Annotated in this window: 19 protein-coding genes; 4 read left to right on the top strand and 15 right to left on the bottom strand. The window is 48.4% G+C overall.

The features are described from left to right. The first annotated feature begins 188 nt into the window (after window positions 1–188). Window positions 189–1,448, top strand: coding sequence for a methyl-accepting chemotaxis protein (locus IEX98_RS08625; RefSeq protein WP_374705332.1), 1,260 nt, complete (start codon window positions 189–191; stop codon window positions 1,446–1,448). A gap of 152 nt (window positions 1,449–1,600) precedes the next feature. Further along, window positions 1,601–2,464, top strand: a complete 864-nt coding sequence (locus IEX98_RS08620; RefSeq protein ID WP_188888486.1) for a polysaccharide deacetylase family protein — start codon at window positions 1,601–1,603, stop codon at window positions 2,462–2,464. A 60-nt stretch (window positions 2,465–2,524) separates the two neighbouring features. Here IEX98_RS08620 and IEX98_RS08615 read toward each other — a convergent pair whose 3' ends face one another. From IEX98_RS08615 to IEX98_RS08585, 7 genes are all read right to left on the bottom strand, one after another. After that, window positions 2,525–3,172: a 3D domain-containing protein gene (locus IEX98_RS08615; RefSeq protein ID WP_308421763.1), complete on the bottom strand. Its 648-nt coding sequence runs from the start codon at window positions 3,170–3,172 to the stop codon at window positions 2,525–2,527. Between the two features lie 133 nt (window positions 3,173–3,305). Next, window positions 3,306–4,160: a CAP domain-containing protein gene (locus tag IEX98_RS08610; RefSeq protein ID WP_188888485.1), complete on the bottom strand. Its 855-nt coding sequence runs from the start codon at window positions 4,158–4,160 to the stop codon at window positions 3,306–3,308. A gap of 430 nt (window positions 4,161–4,590) precedes the next feature. Further along, the gene (locus tag IEX98_RS08605; RefSeq protein ID WP_188888484.1) at window positions 4,591–5,427 is read right to left on the bottom strand and encodes a DUF4097 family beta strand repeat-containing protein; all 837 of its coding nucleotides are present in this window, start codon (window positions 5,425–5,427) and stop codon (window positions 4,591–4,593) included. Next, window positions 5,424–5,987, bottom strand: coding sequence for an HAAS signaling domain-containing protein (locus IEX98_RS08600; protein WP_188888483.1), 564 nt, complete (start codon window positions 5,985–5,987; stop codon window positions 5,424–5,426). The genes IEX98_RS08605 and IEX98_RS08600 overlap by 4 nt, the downstream gene beginning before the upstream one ends. After that, window positions 5,984–6,304 (bottom strand): PadR family transcriptional regulator, encoded by a 321-nt coding sequence (locus tag IEX98_RS08595; RefSeq protein ID WP_188888482.1) that lies wholly within the window; start codon window positions 6,302–6,304, stop codon window positions 5,984–5,986. The genes IEX98_RS08600 and IEX98_RS08595 overlap by 4 nt, the downstream gene beginning before the upstream one ends. Window positions 6,305–6,421: 117 nt before the next feature. Then, window positions 6,422–7,441, bottom strand: coding sequence for a Gfo/Idh/MocA family protein (locus IEX98_RS08590; protein ID WP_188888481.1), 1,020 nt, complete (start codon window positions 7,439–7,441; stop codon window positions 6,422–6,424). Window positions 7,442–7,469: 28 nt separating this feature from the next. Beyond that, complete coding sequence (locus IEX98_RS08585) at window positions 7,470–8,234, bottom strand: sugar phosphate isomerase/epimerase family protein (RefSeq protein WP_188888480.1); 765 nt, start codon at window positions 8,232–8,234, stop codon at window positions 7,470–7,472. 644 nt (window positions 8,235–8,878) lie between these two features. Here IEX98_RS08585 and IEX98_RS08580 point away from each other — a divergent pair. After that, window positions 8,879–9,106, top strand: a complete 228-nt coding sequence (locus IEX98_RS08580; RefSeq protein WP_188888571.1) for a 3-dehydroquinate dehydratase — start codon at window positions 8,879–8,881, stop codon at window positions 9,104–9,106. Window positions 9,107–9,205: 99 nt separating this feature from the next. Here IEX98_RS08580 and IEX98_RS08575 read toward each other — a convergent pair whose 3' ends face one another. The 6 genes from IEX98_RS08575 to IEX98_RS08550 all read right to left on the bottom strand — a co-directional run bounded on the left by IEX98_RS08575 (window position 9,206) and on the right by IEX98_RS08550 (window position 13,343). Next, on the bottom strand, window positions 9,206–9,817 hold the full coding sequence (locus IEX98_RS08575) for a hypothetical protein (protein ID WP_188888479.1): 612 nt from the start codon (window positions 9,815–9,817) through the stop codon (window positions 9,206–9,208). Window positions 9,818–9,932: 115 nt separating this feature from the next. Beyond that, window positions 9,933–11,177 (bottom strand): MFS transporter, encoded by a 1,245-nt coding sequence (locus IEX98_RS08570; RefSeq protein ID WP_188888478.1) that lies wholly within the window; start codon window positions 11,175–11,177, stop codon window positions 9,933–9,935. A 111-nt stretch (window positions 11,178–11,288) separates the two neighbouring features. Next, a complete protein-coding gene (locus IEX98_RS08565) occupies window positions 11,289–11,615 on the bottom strand; it encodes a hypothetical protein (RefSeq protein WP_188888477.1) in 327 nt (108 codons plus the stop codon). Between the two features lie 94 nt (window positions 11,616–11,709). Beyond that, window positions 11,710–12,282, bottom strand: a complete 573-nt coding sequence (locus tag IEX98_RS08560; RefSeq protein WP_188888476.1) for a TetR/AcrR family transcriptional regulator — start codon at window positions 12,280–12,282, stop codon at window positions 11,710–11,712. Window positions 12,283–12,335: 53 nt separating this feature from the next. Then, window positions 12,336–13,049 carry an MBL fold metallo-hydrolase gene (locus tag IEX98_RS08555; RefSeq protein WP_374705327.1) on the bottom strand — a complete coding sequence of 238 codons (714 nt, stop codon included), beginning with the start codon at window positions 13,047–13,049 and terminating at the stop codon, window positions 12,336–12,338. 81 nt (window positions 13,050–13,130) lie between these two features. Next, entirely contained in the window at window positions 13,131–13,343 is a 213-nt protein-coding gene (locus tag IEX98_RS08550) for a helix-turn-helix domain-containing protein (protein WP_188888475.1), read from the bottom strand. A 132-nt stretch (window positions 13,344–13,475) separates the two neighbouring features. On the opposite strand from IEX98_RS08550, the gene IEX98_RS08545 reads away from it, so the two are divergent. After that, window positions 13,476–13,622: a hypothetical protein gene (locus IEX98_RS08545; RefSeq protein WP_188888474.1), complete on the top strand. Its 147-nt coding sequence runs from the start codon at window positions 13,476–13,478 to the stop codon at window positions 13,620–13,622. Window positions 13,623–13,748: 126 nt separating this feature from the next. Here IEX98_RS08545 and IEX98_RS08540 read toward each other — a convergent pair whose 3' ends face one another. Beyond that, window positions 13,749–14,579, bottom strand: coding sequence for a helix-turn-helix transcriptional regulator (locus IEX98_RS08540; protein ID WP_188888473.1), 831 nt, complete (start codon window positions 14,577–14,579; stop codon window positions 13,749–13,751). Window positions 14,580–14,583: 4 nt separating this feature from the next. Next, the gene (locus IEX98_RS08535) at window positions 14,584–15,444 is read right to left on the bottom strand and encodes a sugar phosphate isomerase/epimerase family protein (RefSeq protein ID WP_188888472.1); all 861 of its coding nucleotides are present in this window, start codon (window positions 15,442–15,444) and stop codon (window positions 14,584–14,586) included. Window positions 15,445–15,470: the final 26 nt, after the last annotated feature.

Raw genomic sequence — 15,470 nt, 5'->3', positions numbered from 1 at the left:
CTTCAATTAATTTACAATATAGTAAATAATAAAAATTGCATAATTCGATAAAAAACGTTATCGTCTTACAGCATTACTCGTCAGAAATCACCATTATTATTGAAAATTTGACGGCATTCATTTATAGACCAATCGACATACCGGTGCTATAATATGGATATTAAATTAAAAGGAGCGCTTACATAATGATCCAATGGTACTATTCGTTATCGGTACGTAATAAGCTATTGATTTCGACTTACTTTACTTTGGCGCTGTTTACCATTGCTATGGTCCTAGTGCTTTCGTTTACCGGCGGATCTGTAGTAGCGGGAATAATCGTTGCGGTCATCTTAGCTGCAGCTGCTTATCCGCTCATCGCCTTCATTGAGCGCTCCTTAAGCGGCGCTTACGAGGATATGTCCACTGCCGCATTCCGTATTTCCAAAGGCGACTTTACACAAAAAATCGATACTTCCAATGCCTCATTAGGAGAACTCGGCCATGCCTTCAACAGCATGATCGACAAGCTTCGCGACATTTTAACCGAAACCTCCAGCATTACCAAGCATGTCTCGGAAACAAGCAGAAGCATCTTTGAGCGCAATACCCATATTAAAGAAGCGATGGAGCAAGTGGCAGCCTCTTCGAATGAGCTTGCTACGGGGGCTAATGAAATATCCGAGGATGTCTCGGATATGAGCGACTCTATTGTAGAGATTGAGAAAATGGTTGCAGGCTATGCGCAATCCACGAAGGAAATGAATGAACGTTCTGAGCTGACACTTCAACTAGTCGATAAAGGCCGTCAAGCGCTGGAAGTGCAATCCGAAGGGATGCGCCGCAACGTCGAAGCTACAGCCAATGTATCAGAGACGATTACTGAGCTGGCACGCAAAGCGCAAGGTATCTCTGCCATTACGAAGACGATCTCGGACATTGCGGAGCAAACTAATCTGCTTTCCCTGAACGCATCCATTGAAGCGGCTCGGGCAGGCGAGCACGGCCGAGGTTTCGCTGTCGTTGCTCAAGAAGTCCGCAAGCTGGCTGAGGAATCGACATCTTCAACTAAGCAAGTATTCAACTTGGTAAAAAGCATCGACCAAGGAATCAAGCATACGATTGATAATATGAAAATCAATGAAGAAGTCGTACAGCTGCAGACTGAACGCATTCGTGAATCGGAGCAGGTATTTGTAGAAATCGTACAAAGCGTACAATTTATTACGAAACAGATTGCTGCTTTTGCTAACGAAAGTGATGCGATGCTGGACAGCGCAAGAAAAATTTCCGACGCGATTCAAAATATTTCTTCCATCACTCAACAGTCCGCCGCTGGAACGGAGCAAGTATCCGCATCCATGAATGAGCAAATCTCGTCCGTACAGGATGTTGTCGTCGAGACGGAGCGCATGCTGCAAATGGCAACACAATTGCAGCGTACAATTCAAGTCTTCAAGATGAAATAAAACTTGTCTCAACTAAGACCATCGTCTTCCCTAGACGATGGTCTTTCTTATTGCTCTTTATGAATGAAAGAGAGACATGGTGGAACAATAGCCGGACAGTATTCTGATGAACTGAAACAAAGCAGGCTCATAAAGGGAGGTACATACATACGATGGCGTTGGATCGGGCTTCCAACTTCAAAAAATATTCGTGCCTAGTTCTATTGGCAACGGCAATCCTCATTCCTCTCCAATTATGCAACTCCGGGAGTGCAGCAGCAGCCTCCGTCTCCTATCAAGCGAAGATCGAAGCAGAAATGGATGAAAAAACAAAAAAGAAAGAAAAATCGAAGCCGCGTAAAGCAGACATGTCTTGGACAAAGCTGCAAAAGCAGTTTCCTGGCACATTTGTCATTAACGGTCCCCGGAACAAGAAGAGAGTAGCGTTAACCTTTGATGATGCGCCAGATTCAAGGTTTACGCCTGCGGTATTGGATGTATTGGCTAAATACGATGTATGCGCCACTTTTTTCGTGGTTGGCTCTAGAGCCGCACAAAAACCGGAGCTTGTAAGGCGGATGAACCGTGAATGCCATGCTGTCGGTAATCATTCCTATAACCATGCCGTAATGTCCAAGCTGTCCAAAGAAGACTTCCGTAAACAAATAAGCCGTACAGATGCCATCATACACGGCATTATTGGCTATCATCCGCGCTACATACGGCCGCCTTACGGTGAAATCCTTCCTTCGCAGGTGGCTTGGGCCAAAAAGAACGAGTTTGTAGTCGTGAATTGGGATGTCGATTCCGTAGACTGGCGAAACAATCCTTCTACAGAAACCGTGTTACGCAACATAAGAAGAACGCTTCAGCCCGGATCTATTATATTGCAGCATGCCGGCGGGGGCTCCAGTCAAGATTTGTCGGGAACCGTCAATGCGCTTCCGCGATTAATTTCTTCACTCAGGCAAAAAGGTTATGAATTCGTCACCTTGCCTGAGCTGCTCGGCAAGACCGCCTACAAAAACCAAAAATAATAAAAGGCGCGGAAGCTCTTGTCCAGCAAGAGCTTCCGCGCCTTTTTCCTATTCCGAAAACTATTTCAAAATATAAACATTCACATCTTGAATACCGAATGTGCTGGCTTGCGACGAGCTGCCAGGAACAAAGATGTCAATACGGTTCCCTTTAATTGCCCCGCCCATATCGGAAGCAGTAGCAATCATACCGCCGCTTGGCAGGCCGTCGTGGCTGTAGCCAGTCACATAAACCTTCGTACCGAGCGGAATCAGGTTCGGATCGACTGCAATCGTCCCCACCTTCAACGGATTGCCGAAGTAATCGACAGCTCCCCATTTGCCGTTCTCAGAAGCGGCAGCGCTATAAGCCGTCGCTTTCACTTGCAGCTTGTCGCTGAAGGCATGGACAGTACCATTGCTTGCTGTAACCGATTGCGCCTTTACCGATTGGCTCGCTGCTTCCGATTTCGCGCTTGGCTTGCTTGCCTTCTTCTCGGTTGCGGCAGAAATAACAACTTTAGAACCGATAGCCAAATTTTGCGGATCAAGCTTCGCATTGGCTTTCACCAGCTGTTCGAAGTTAACTTTATATTGTTGAGACAGCTTCCATAAGGTATCGCCTTCTTTGATTGTATGAGTAGAAGTTTCTGTTGCTGCATGAGCTGGAGCTGCGGCAAGCATAAGCGATAAACCTAGAACTGCTGCTGTAATGGCGGATTTTTTCAAAATATATCCTCCTAATGTCCGGCCTGTATGACAGCCTGACTTGTATTTTAAGTACAGGGTATTCCCTAATCGTTATATGTCGTATAAAAAGAAAGGCGCCATGTATTCAGCATGACGCCCATGCTCAATTAAATTAGCCAGTGAACTCTTGTACCCATTGGTTATTGACATAACCAACGCCGATTTTTTTGTAATTAGCGTTCAGAATGTTCGCACGGTGACCCGGGCTGTTCATCCAAGCTGTCATGACTTCTTGCGGCGTTCTTTGACCAGCAGCGATGTTCTCACCAGCATAGGAATAAGTCACGCCAAATTGCTTCATCATATCAAATGGAGATCCGTAAGTTGGGGACGTATGGCTGAAGTAATGGTTCACGTCCATGTCTCTTGCTTTTTCCGTTGCAACTTTAGTCAATAAGCTGTCTACAGCCAATGGAGACAATCCCGCTTTGGAACGTTCTTGATTAACCAAATCGACTACTTGCTGTTGGAACTGAGAAATCGATGCGGAGCCATTATTACCTGTGCCAGGTTGTGTTGTCGAACCCGAACCGCTGTTGCCTGTTCCCGGCTTCGTTGTCGAACCCGAACCGCTGTTGCCTGTTCCCGGCTTCGTTGTCGAACCCGAACCGCTGTTGCCTGTTCCCGGCTTCGTTGTCGAACCCGAACCGCTGTTGCCTGTTCCTGGTTTCGTTGTCGAACCCGAACCGCTGTTGCCTGTTCCCGGCTTCGTCGTCGAACCTGAATTGCCGTTCGTGTCTCCGCCGTTCGTTGGGAACTTAATTGTAATGCCGCCGAAATTAATTTTGTTCAAATCAATACCGTATTGCTTCGCGATTTGATTGATAAAATCTTGATTAATAGTAATGACATTGGAGTTTGTTTTCACAGCCGGTGCTGCACCTGCAGTTGGAGTCGTTACCCCTACGCTAATCAAAGCTGCTGCTGCTAAGCTTGCGACACCCACTCGTAATGTTTGCATCTTCATGTAAATCATCCTCCTCAAGGTTGTATGTTTTTTTTGCAATGGATTTGCAAATTGTGGATTGCTGTGCTTCCTGACGCAACCTATCGTAACATGGCCTTCAGGGGGTTTCACGGCTCAAAAACTGGTAAAAAGCGCGTTTTCATAGGCTTAATCGGCAGTTTTGCACCTTTATGAGAATGCGCTCATTTTTGTAATTTGAGCTTATTATTGCGTCTAGCTTGAACGAAACGCATCTCAACTTGCTATACGCGGCGTATAGCATATGTGCAAGATTAGAATCCGTTCAGAAAGCGTTTTCAAGCGTTTCAACCGCCTTACAACAGCATTTTACGGATGTACAAGTGTAAACAAGCCAAGCCATAATCGCAAAAGAAGCGATTCCCGATCATCCATGATGACCGCAGGAACCGCTTCTTACATGCTGCATTATTTATTGAATCCGCAAATTGCCGGAGCGCGTTTCAACATCGATCACGATATTCCCGCTGCCGGAACCAACAACGCCGTCCAGCCCACCGTCATTACTATTCACTGTGCTGAACTGACTCCATTTCACTTTACTGTTGCCAGAACCTGTACGGAACTGAATTTTTGCGGATTCCGGCTCGTTCTCGCTCTCTATTTTGACGTTGCCGCTGCGGACTTTCAGTGTTATTGGATTTAAGATTTGTTCCGAATCAATATGAACATTACCGCTTCTCGTATCCCCTTTGATCTCGCCGGTACCATCCTCTAATACGATATTACCGCTCCCTATAGCGAAATTAAGCTGTGTAACCGCATAATCCTCTACCTTTATATTGCCGGAACTGTTCGCCAATTCAAGCTGGCTTGCTTGAATATCTGCTAAACGAATATTGCCGCTGGCAGACTTCACTTCGAATTGATCCCACGCCTTTTCCGGCAGCTCAACAATGAGCTTGATGTTCTCGAAGTTAAAACCAATCGTGAGGGCATCCTTGTATTTGCCTATAATGTGCAGCGTATCGCCCGACTGTTCAACATCCATATCGAAGCGATCGGCGTATTTCGCACTTGCCCGGCCTTCCAGACGGACAACGACCTCTTTCTGTGTGCCTCTGACGACGTTGACGTTCAACGACTTTGTCTCAATTGCTATATTGCGGGCGGAGCTCGCATCGATCGTCTCACTTTTCGAATAGGGCTCTGTACCAAAGTTCCACATCTCGTCGCGGTCAAACGTCAGAAAGACACCGATGATTCCAATTCCTAATAGGATTAAAGCGCTGGCGACCCATTTCCTCATTTGCCTGCCCCCCTAATAACACGCGTATTGAATTGCAAATATTTTAAAGTGGCTGCGAAAAACATTCTCGTCAGCTTGAGCATTCCAATTGCCAGCAGCATCGATAACGATATGCAGATAATGCCTAGTGATACCGCCTGGCCGATGGAGAACGTTCCGTTCCAGAGGCTGTCGATGACGGTAGCTACACCTGCCAGAGCGAGTGCCGCTGTAGTCCCCCATAACGAGAACAATACGCCTGCTATTCCGATATACGGCCCAAGGACGAATATTAAATTAAACAATCCCATTCCTGCCGTTGCAAATACCGCTCTAGACAAATTGCCGACATTGTTTTTCGATTCGGCTTGTGCGACACGGTAGCTGAGCAGTAGCTCATTCGCAATCAGCCGCGGATCTCCAAGCTCAGCCGCTGCCTCTTGCTCCGTTTGTCCGTTCTCGTAAGCCTGTTGAAAATGAATGTAGTAGTCATACAGCCATTCCTTGCGCAGCGGCTCCGGCACTTTCTGCAGCAGACTCTCCAATTCCTTCATATAACTCTCTCTCGTTATGCTGCTCACAGTCTCATTCCTTCCTCAATAATTTCATTTACTGCACTTGTGAAAGAGGACCATTCCTTGATGAGTAAGCGCATATGATGCCAGCCCTGTTCCGTCAACCGATAATACTTGCGCGGGGGTCCTTCTGTCGACTCCTTCAAATACGTGGAGAAATAGCCTTCTTGCGTCAACCGATTGAGCAGCGGGTATACGCTGCCGACAGCCACTTCGAATTTCTCCGATATTTTCACTGCGAGCTCGTAGCCGTACCGGTCTTCGCTTGAGGCAAGAACGAGTACACAGACCTCGAGCACGCCTTTCTTGAATTGCACATTCATCCGCAACGCCCCTCTATGCTCTACTGTTTACTATTATACAATACAGAATACTAAATTAAAAGTAATACCTGCGATGGATTTTTCAGTCCGTCGCAGGTATGAGAGATTAAGACCTATTTATTTCACTTCGACAAATTTGCCCGAAGCTTGCGATTCAAATGCGCTCAAAATAACAGCAAGCGATTTACGGCCTTCTTCACCAGTTACTTCAGGCGTTGTGTCGTTTACGATCGCATCGATGTAAGCATCGATTACGCCGCTGGCAAGCTGCTTCTCGTTCGTAGAGATCGCGCCCACTTTATGCTTCTCAACGGTTCCGTTGCGCAGCTCGACGATAACTTGATCTTCTGGATCCGTGCCGATCTTCATTACGCCCTTCTCGCACCAGAGAACCGTGCTGTTGTCTTCGCCTTTGTAGTACGTCCAGCTCGCAACCAGCGTACCGATGGAGCCGCCTTTCATACGAACAAGTACAGAAGCGTTGTCGTCGACATCTCCCGGTTTGTCCAAAGTTGCGATGAATGCTGCAACTTCAGCCGCTTCGTCATCAAGCAGCCAGCGGATCAGGTCGGATTTGTGCACGCCAAGATCGCCCATAGCGCCCATGATTGCTTCATTCTTACGGAAGAACCAGCTGCCTGCACCGTCGATGCTCCAGCCGTCCGGACCCGGGTGGCCGAAGGAAGTTCTGAATGTCAGCACTTTGCCCAGAACGCCGGATTTCAAAATTTGCTTCGCTTTTACGTGGGCAGGTATAAAACGCTGGTTATGTCCTACCATCAGCTTCACACCGTTGCTTGCTGCCGCTTCGATCATAGCTGCCGCTTCTTCGTCCGTCGATGCCATCGGTTTTTCAACCAATACATGCGCGCCTGCTTTTGCAGCTGCGATCGAAATTTCAGCGTGAGTTGCATTTGGCGTACATACGCTAACTGCATCCGGCTTAATTTCAGCCAGCATCGTTTCATAATCGGCGAATGCTTTGCCGCCATGCTGCTCGGCATAACCTTGAGCCCGTTCAATTACAGGATCGACGAATGCAACTAGCTCAACATTCTCGTTGGAAACATACTCTGGAATGTGACGGTGCTTCGAAATCGAACCGCAGCCAATAACCGCTACTCTTACTTTACTCATAATTTTCCCCTGCCCCTTTAAAATAAAATTATTTGTTCAAATAGTTGTCTTTCAGCCACTGAATGCTTTCCGCTACAGCTTCAAGCGGCGGATTCGCACAGTTGTCTTGCTCCACGATAATCCACTCTACGCCGGATACCGACGCTTTATCGATAATTGGCAACAAAGGCAACTCGCCGCGGCCAAGCTCAACTGTATCGATGCCTTGCTCGGTTTTGCGGTAGTCTTTCAGATGAAGAAGCGGCAATTTGCCCGCATATTTAGCGATATATTCGAGCGGGTCCTGTCCAGCATATTGAACCCAGCCGATATCCATTTCAACCTTCAGCAAATCGGAGCCGATACGCTCATAGAGCGCGTCGAACACGAATTGGCCGTCAATCGAAACTTCGAATTCAAAGTCATGGTTATGATAAAGAAGTTGAATGCCTGCATCCCGGAAACGCTTACCATATTCCTCAAATTTGACGAAATGGGTCGCCCAAGCTTCAGCGCTCCGTTGGTCTTCGTTCAACCAAGGAATGCTCGCATACTTGGCGCCGATCGTTTTCAGATAAGCGATTTCTTCATCGATCCGCTCCTCGAGCAGATGAAGTCCGACATGGCTGCCGATTGCTTTCAGTCCAAGCTCTTCCAGCAGATCGCGCATTTTTTCCGCTTCAATATCGCCGTAGCCGGCAAATTCGACACCTTCATAGCCCAATGCCGCTACTTTGCGCAGCGTTCCTTCAAAGTCTTCGCTTGTTGCATCGCGCAACGTATACAATTGCAGACCGATTGGAAATTTTCCCATGCGTATACACTCCTTACTTCGATTAAAATCTGTTTGTTTTTGCTTTCGTCTTTCATTATAAAACTCTATTCCTGCAAAAAATAGGTGATTTATTACTCTTTTTATATGCGATTTTGTCATTTCCTAATTTTTAAGGGGATTTTTCAAGCCCAATGATACCGGCTTTCCATAAATAAGAGCAAGGGGCTGGGGAAACAGCCTTCATTAGTATACAAACCCGCGCAATCCTTATACATTTTCAGTCCTTACAATGTGGACTCAAATATTTTTTTCTGGACTGTTTCAAGGCTGTCATCTGGGGGTATTTCAACTTCATAACCGTTGTCATTCATCCCCCGGCAACGGCATTCCTCCTAGAAAAAACCGGTCATTTCGTCCAAATCGGCAAGAAAATAGGGCGGAGACTGGCCTAGACATCATTTTGTAACCAAAATCTAATTTATTTTTAAGAAATGATTAATCTTTATCGTGTACAATACAATCAGATAAACTGCAATTTGAATAATCACAATCACATAAAAGTTTGTCACAGGCTGCCGAAACTTTTTTACTATTATGACCGTATAGAAGTAAAACCGTTTCTAAAGCCATCTTGCGCCAGACGGCGTAAAACATAATTCCAAATATAGAGTGGAGGAACAATGATGAAAACGACACTAATGTTCAATAACAAAACGATTCCCGTCTACCTGACCGATACGAACAAAAAAGCGATAGACAAGCTAACGGACGTGCTTACACGCAAACTTCAAACCGGAAAAAACGCGCTGAAGAATTGTATTCTCTCGCTGATTAGCGTCGAGATTAACGGCAGTGAAGCTACGCTTCATTCCTTGTACGAAAAAGATACTTTGACGATTTCGTTGTATTAATCCATGGTCCCTTATAAGGAGAGAAAGGCCTAGACTTGCAAGAAGCGGCAACCTAACCGCTGTTCTTGTAAATCTAGGCCTTATCTGTTTTTTCTGGGGCTATTGCGCAGGCTGCTCTGCCGTTCCGTCACCTTGCTGTCCTTGCGGGCGGCCGCCACCCATCATGCCTCCGCCGCCAAAGCCGCCGAGCCGGATCGATTCAGCTTCCTGCGTTCCTTCCTTTAGCGTGACCGTAATGACGTCGTCCGCCTTCAGATCCGACAATGATTGCTCCGTTTCCTTCCGCTCATTGTTCTCGAAAGTTGTCGCAACGATTTTTGTCTCATCCGTAACCGTAATTACCGTCGTCTCATCGGTGAACATGTCTTCAAAATTCATACCGCCTTCCGAAGGAGCTTGCCCGTCTTGACGCTGCGGCCTTTCGCCCTGCTGGCCTCCTCTGCCTCCGCCAGTACCGCTTCCGTCTAAACCGCCGCCGTTTCGATTGCCGGGCTGGAACGAGGAGACAAACATCGTAATACTTTGTCCATCAATCGATTTAATCTTCCCTAACGTCCCGCCCAGCATCATGCCTCCGGGACGCTGTTGGTCCGGCAGCTCGCCGACAGCAGCAGTTACAGGCTCGTCCGTTTGCGCATTTGCCCCGCAGCCGCTTAAAGCCGCTGTAATAACCGCTGCACTAAGCAGCAGCTTCCATTTATTCATTTGCATTTCACTACCGCCTTTCCTCTTTGTTGAACGACAGGGGATCGTCGCAACGAGTGGTATCGCGGAGTGATTGTACCAAAGCAATATGAATGACATATGAACGCGAGAACGAGTAACGCTATAGCGATGGTGCCTTGGCCGGAATAGAGACCTTTTTCTTATTGCGGTTGCCGATAATAAAGATCATCGTGCCGATCCATCCGCAGGCGGATGCTGTTCCAAGCAGCAGCGGGAGCTCCAGGCTGTCGTACAAGCCCGCGCCGAGCAGCGGGCCGATGGAACCGCGAATGCCGAACAGCATCAGATGAATGCCGAAGACCGCAGCCTCTCTTCCCGGAGCAAGCCTGAAAATAAAGGAGAGAATGCCGATATCCCAAATCGCCTCGCCGATTCCTTGAATGCCGTTGCCCAGCAGGACGGCTGAATAGGTGCCCCAAAAGCCGTAAAGCATCGGGACGATGGCGTAGGCGGCAATACCGCATAATAGAACGTATTTCATATTGAAACGGTCGATGGCCCAGCCGGCAATTAAATACGTCAGCAGCAGCGCCGTAAAATACGAGACGCGGGCAAAGCCGATTTGCGAATTGCTGAGTTCCAGCACCTCGACCTGAATAATTTGATAAAGCGGATTAGAGAGCATATTGCCGAAGCCTGCCAGCATCGTTGCGCCAAGCATAACGGCAAGCAGCCGATTGCCTTTTACAAGCCTCCATTGCTCGGCAAATGAAAATCGTTTTGGCGGACCTATAGGTTTTACCGCGGGTTTCTTCGGCATTTTCACCGTGTTGAACAGCAGTATGGAAGCAAAGCCAGCTACAGCCGCACAAATTAACGGGAAACGGGGGCCGGCAGCGTCCGCCCAGCTTCCGACCAGGTAAGCCAGCGGAATCATCAGCATGCCCATGGCAACACGGACATAGCCCATCAGCCGCCCTCTCACCTCGGTAGGGTACATACTGGATACGAGCGATGCGTAAGCTGGCGCTTGTATCCCCATCAGCAATTGGATAGCTAGCGCCGTTGCCACATATACGGAAGGAAAAGCGAAAAAGGCCGGCAGCAAAAGCAGCAGCCTGCCGATCGCATTCGGTATCATAACGAAAGGCTTGGGATTGCCGGTCTTCTCGATCCAGCTTGCACATAGAGGAGAGAATAGCAGCCCGATGGCCGGAGCCGCCGACAGCACCCCGACTTGGAGTGAGCTTGCCCCCTGTTGAAGGGCGAAAGCGACGAAAAATTGATTGAAAACGACATTAAAAAGGCTAAAAATAATCGAGGCTCCAAAATCGATTTTGGAGTTGTGCCAGACGCGCGGCGTCATGTTCATGCCGAATCTGTGAATGCTGCCTTTGGTCTCCATCCTACTAATCCATCCGTTCGTCAGGTGATATGTTTTGACTCCATTAGAACAGAGAAAGGCAGGACGTGCAACAGCAATTTTACGAACATGATTTGGCTATTTCAAAACTTATTACATAAGAAATAGGATAAGTCCAAAGCAGAACACCGATATAGCCGTGTAACTCCATGCCGCAGTGCGGCTGCAGTCCTTGCGCGTCCAAATCCGATATAGGTACCAGATCGTAAATAACGTGGATATAACCGTAATACCGAGAATTAAGCCGTCCATGAACGGGTCCTGCAAACTTTGTCCGCCGTTCTGGTGTTTATGGATACTGCTCGTAAGCGTCGCCCCGCTCGTTGCGAGAAGCGGCAGCAGCATATGGATGCCATGTACAATAATCGGGAAAAGCAGCCCTCCAAGCGAAAGTAATGAATTTCGCGGCAAATTGTTCACGGCAAAACGCCTCCCTTTTCCAATCGATATAAGTCATTCTGCTTCTTATACTTACTGCAGAGGAGTGACGTTATATGACGGAAAAGAGAGGCATTTATTTCTTGTCGACATGAATGCCGCGCAAATAAACGCTAAGCACCCGGTTAATGCTGTCGTCGAGATGGATCGGCATGCCGAAGCCTCCCGCTCTTTCTAATGAAGCAAAGCCGTGTAAAATGCTGCGCAAGCCGCGGACGAGGTGAATCGCTTCCTCATACTCCAGATCATAAGCCCGCAAAAGCTCAATCAATTGCTGAACCAGTTCATTGCTTAAAGCTTTCCACTCCGGATCATCCGTATGAATTTGCGAGGCAAGCGTAGCTTCATACAGGCCGGGATGCTCCCTCGCAAATTCGATATAGGCTTTCGCACAAGCAAATACCGCATCGTCACCCGATCGGCCAAATGCCGACCGAAGCATCTTTTCATTCAAGCATTTCAACCCGTGAAGCGTGAGCTTGAAGCGCAAGCCGCTTAAACTTTCCACATGGTTGTACAGCGATGGCGAGCGAACGCCAAGCTTTTGCGACAACAGCGCCATCGTTACTTCCTGCAGCCCCCGCTCATCCGCTATTTCTGCCGCTGCTTGCAATATCGTTTGCTGATCCAATCCTTGTCGTGGCGACATCTATAAGATCCCCCTCTATTCATTGAAATGTACTTCTCTGCCTGCAGTAATGTTTAAGTGAGTTTCCGCTCGGCTGTCGCAATTGCCTTTGTTAAAGCCGCGATTGGGTCAGGCAGCATATTCCCGTGCCCGACGGCTAATAAAGCAGGCTTATAAGTCAGCAGCTTACGAACGCTCTCCAGCGACGCTTGCTTGTTCCAGGTAGCTAGAGCCGGGAACGGAAACCACGGTTTAAGCTGTCCGCTTACCGCGATGCCTCCCCGCAATTGAAGCGCATCTCCCGCTATTAGCGTCTGGCTGCGCGTATCCAGGAAAGACATAGAGCCTGGCGTGTGCCCCGGTGTCGAGATGGCCAGCAGCGATCCGATCCGGTCCCCTTCCTGCAGCAGTACGTCAGGCACAGTCTTAATCGCTCCCGGCTTAGGCACTCCGCCTTTGATCGGAAGCTGTGATTCACCCGGGTCAAGCGAGACATCTCCTGCCAATAGCCGAGCGTCTCTTGCGGATATATAAACCTTCACTTCGGGAAGGCGGCTCTTGAGCGGATCCAAAGCGCCGATATGATCACTGTGCGCATGCGTCAATACGATACGGACGATCGGCTTGCCGATCGTTTCGGCCGCTTTCATAATCGCCTCCGCATTGTTGGGGAGGGCAGCATCCACTAATGTAAGGCCATCCTCTTCTTCAATAAGGTAACAATTAACCGGGAATATATTAGGCAAGTAGGTAAGCTGATAAACCAGATTGGACTTTGTCATTCGCACAATAGCTAACCACCTTCTTTAATAAACTAATATCGTTAGTTTTATATTAACTAATGTCATTAGTTTTTGCAACAGATTTTTTTAGTATGGTTTTAGCTCATAAAGATCACGTTCACGGCAGCCTAAGGTGTCGGCTACGGCAATCGCCGTTTTTAAAGGCATCACTCTTTTGTTTTCTATGTAATCAAAAAGCCTCTCCGGCTTATACTGCAGCAATTGCGCCAATTGCGCTACCGTTATTCCGGCTTCCGACAATCGGAAGGCCAGCAAGCAAGGACCAAGTTCATATTTCATTAAACATCACTTCCCGTTTCCGTTGAAATGGCGATCCATACTTATTTTACCCCCGATATTAACTGTCCATAAAGGCCATTCTATAATTGTCCCGGCTCGTCTGGGCAATCGCTTCATAAGGAGGAAACGTCCATGTCTCATAACAAAAAACGTTCTTTCCAAGGCAAGATGCATGCGTTCCGGGTCAACTCGGCCGAAGCAGAGAACAATGTAGCCGCTTCTGCTGCTGTTAACCGGAACCAAAAGGGCCATACCCCGAACAACCCATCCACGGGCTAGACGGGCAGGTTCGACTACTCATTGCATTCCTGCAAACTGAAGCATTTGTATGACAAGGGCAGCATGAATAGGACCCTTTCTCCTTTACAGGAAAAAGGGTCCTATCGGCTGGCCATGCAGCCTTTCTCATTCAACAGCCCGCACTTCACCGTTCCCCCGCTTGAACTGCTCCGGTGTTATTCCCGCGAACTGTTTGAACAAGCGGCTGAAATGGGCCAGATGCTTGAAGCCCAATCGGAATGCCACTTCTGTAACCGAGAGCTCCGGCTCCATCAGAAACATGATTTTCGCCTCATTAATACGCCGCCGGTATATATAATGAAAAATCGTGACGCCGGTCACTTCCTTGAACAGCTTCGAGAGATAGGACTTGCTCATATGAAGCTGCGCCTCAAGCTGCTCCATGTGGAGATCGTCCTTGTAGCTTTGTTCCAGAAGTGAAATGATGCGTTGGACCGACGCCTCCTTGTCGGAAGAGTACTCCTGCCGTTCCTTTAATGGCAACGCGCATAATCCGAAAATAAAATAGAGCAAATCGACGAAAGCAAGCCGAAACCTGTTCTCGCCGATCGCATCCTCACGAAGCTGATAGACACGCATCAGCTCCAATATTCGTTCTACCTCCGCCTTATCTTCACCGCGAAGGCGAAGGCGGTAGTTTTTCAACTGCTCGAAGGGTTCCAGCAAATTGACCCCATGCGGCAATTCCGCATAGGGCCTTACGATCCCGGGATCGAAATGAATGATCGACCTGACATAGGGATAGGATGGATCGATTTTGGCGCAATGAAGCGTCATGCCATACATTATGATCAAATCGCCTGGAGCCATATGAAAAATGTTGTCGCCAATCAAGTAGTTGCATTGGCCTTCATGAAAGTAATATACCTCGTAATTGGTATGAGAATGAAAGATCGGTTCAATCGGCCCTTCCGAGCGATATCCATAATCCATCATACGACTAGCTCTCCTGAAGCAGTCCGTTCACATATTCGGTGAAATTCCGCAGCATGTCCAGAGACTGCTGGAATTGACCGCTGAAATCCTCGACGCCAAGATAGCCTTCATAGCCGACCGCTTTCAAATCATCGATGACCTGTTTCCACGGCACAACACCATTCTTCAGCCCGCACCACTCCGACTTCCAGCGAACGCTGCCGTCCTCTGAAACGCCGTCTTCCTTCCAGCTGGCATTTTTCACATGAACATGAGCCAAATATGGCCCCAGCAGCTCCATGCCCATCCGGTAGTTTTCATAGCCTTCATGAACCATGTTGCCAGGATCATACAGAACGCCGATATGATTCGGATCGAGTCCTTCAACTAGACGATATGCTGCAGATGCGCTGGCCGCTATCGTCTGATGATGCGTCTCAACCAACCCTTTGACGCCATATTTCTTGCACAGCTGCTCGGATTCGAGCAAATAGCGGCGGGCCAGCTCAAACAGCTCGCCAAACGGCCGGCTCCGGTCATAGCCCGGCACCCCGAGACGGATATATAGCACACCCATCCGGTTTGCCGCCTTCAATACTTCTTCCGTCGCTTCCAAATCGCCCGCTTGCAGATAAGGTGTGACGCTGATCGATTTCAGCCCGCTCGCTTCTGCTGCCTGACGCAGCCGATCGATCATCGCGTCGCCGCCCGATGGCAGCAGCGTGCTCAAATTATGTCCCCAATACGAAGGCTGCATCCCTTCCGCGCCCTCCGGCGCATCCTTATACCGCCACTCGATTGCGTGCAGACCGGCTTCACGTGCTGCAGCCGCAAGCTCCTCCGGAGTCAATTCCGGGGTCGCTACTGTAAATACGGATAGCTTCATTGGGCATTCTCCTCTTCTCGTATTCG

It is taken from the genome of Paenibacillus radicis (ex Gao et al. 2016) (assembly GCF_014641555.1).
GTDB classification, from domain to species: domain Bacteria; phylum Bacillota; class Bacilli; order Paenibacillales; family Paenibacillaceae; genus Pristimantibacillus; species Pristimantibacillus radicis.
This window is presented reverse-complemented; position numbering and strand designations above follow the sequence as displayed.

Bases quoted from the DNA above. Each gene is read 5' to 3' on its own strand.
- IEX98_RS08620 (WP_188888486.1), top strand. From the start codon at position 1,601: ATGGCGTTGGATCGGGCTTCCAACTTCAAAAAATATTCGTGCCTAGTT.
- IEX98_RS08610 (WP_188888485.1), bottom strand. From the start codon at position 4,160: ATGAAGATGCAAACATTACGAGTGGGTGTCGCAAGCTTAGCAGCAGCA.
- IEX98_RS08605 (WP_188888484.1), bottom strand. From the start codon at position 5,427: ATGAGGAAATGGGTCGCCAGCGCTTTAATCCTATTAGGAATTGGAATC.
- IEX98_RS08595 (WP_188888482.1), bottom strand. From the start codon at position 6,304: ATGAATGTGCAATTCAAGAAAGGCGTGCTCGAGGTCTGTGTACTCGTT.
- IEX98_RS08590 (WP_188888481.1), bottom strand. From the start codon at position 7,441: ATGAGTAAAGTAAGAGTAGCGGTTATTGGCTGCGGTTCGATTTCGAAG.
- IEX98_RS08585 (WP_188888480.1), bottom strand. From the start codon at position 8,234: ATGGGAAAATTTCCAATCGGTCTGCAATTGTATACGTTGCGCGATGCA.
- IEX98_RS08580 (WP_188888571.1), top strand. From the start codon at position 8,879: ATGAAAACGACACTAATGTTCAATAACAAAACGATTCCCGTCTACCTG.
- IEX98_RS08575 (WP_188888479.1), bottom strand. From the start codon at position 9,817: ATGCAAATGAATAAATGGAAGCTGCTGCTTAGTGCAGCGGTTATTACA.
- IEX98_RS08570 (WP_188888478.1), bottom strand. From the start codon at position 11,177: ATGGAGACCAAAGGCAGCATTCACAGATTCGGCATGAACATGACGCCG.
- IEX98_RS08560 (WP_188888476.1), bottom strand. From the start codon at position 12,282: ATGTCGCCACGACAAGGATTGGATCAGCAAACGATATTGCAAGCAGCG.
- IEX98_RS08550 (WP_188888475.1), bottom strand. From the start codon at position 13,343: ATGAAATATGAACTTGGTCCTTGCTTGCTGGCCTTCCGATTGTCGGAA.
- IEX98_RS08545 (WP_188888474.1), top strand. From the start codon at position 13,476: ATGTCTCATAACAAAAAACGTTCTTTCCAAGGCAAGATGCATGCGTTC.
- IEX98_RS08540 (WP_188888473.1), bottom strand. From the start codon at position 14,579: ATGATGGATTATGGATATCGCTCGGAAGGGCCGATTGAACCGATCTTT.
- IEX98_RS08535 (WP_188888472.1), bottom strand. From the start codon at position 15,444: ATGAAGCTATCCGTATTTACAGTAGCGACCCCGGAATTGACTCCGGAG.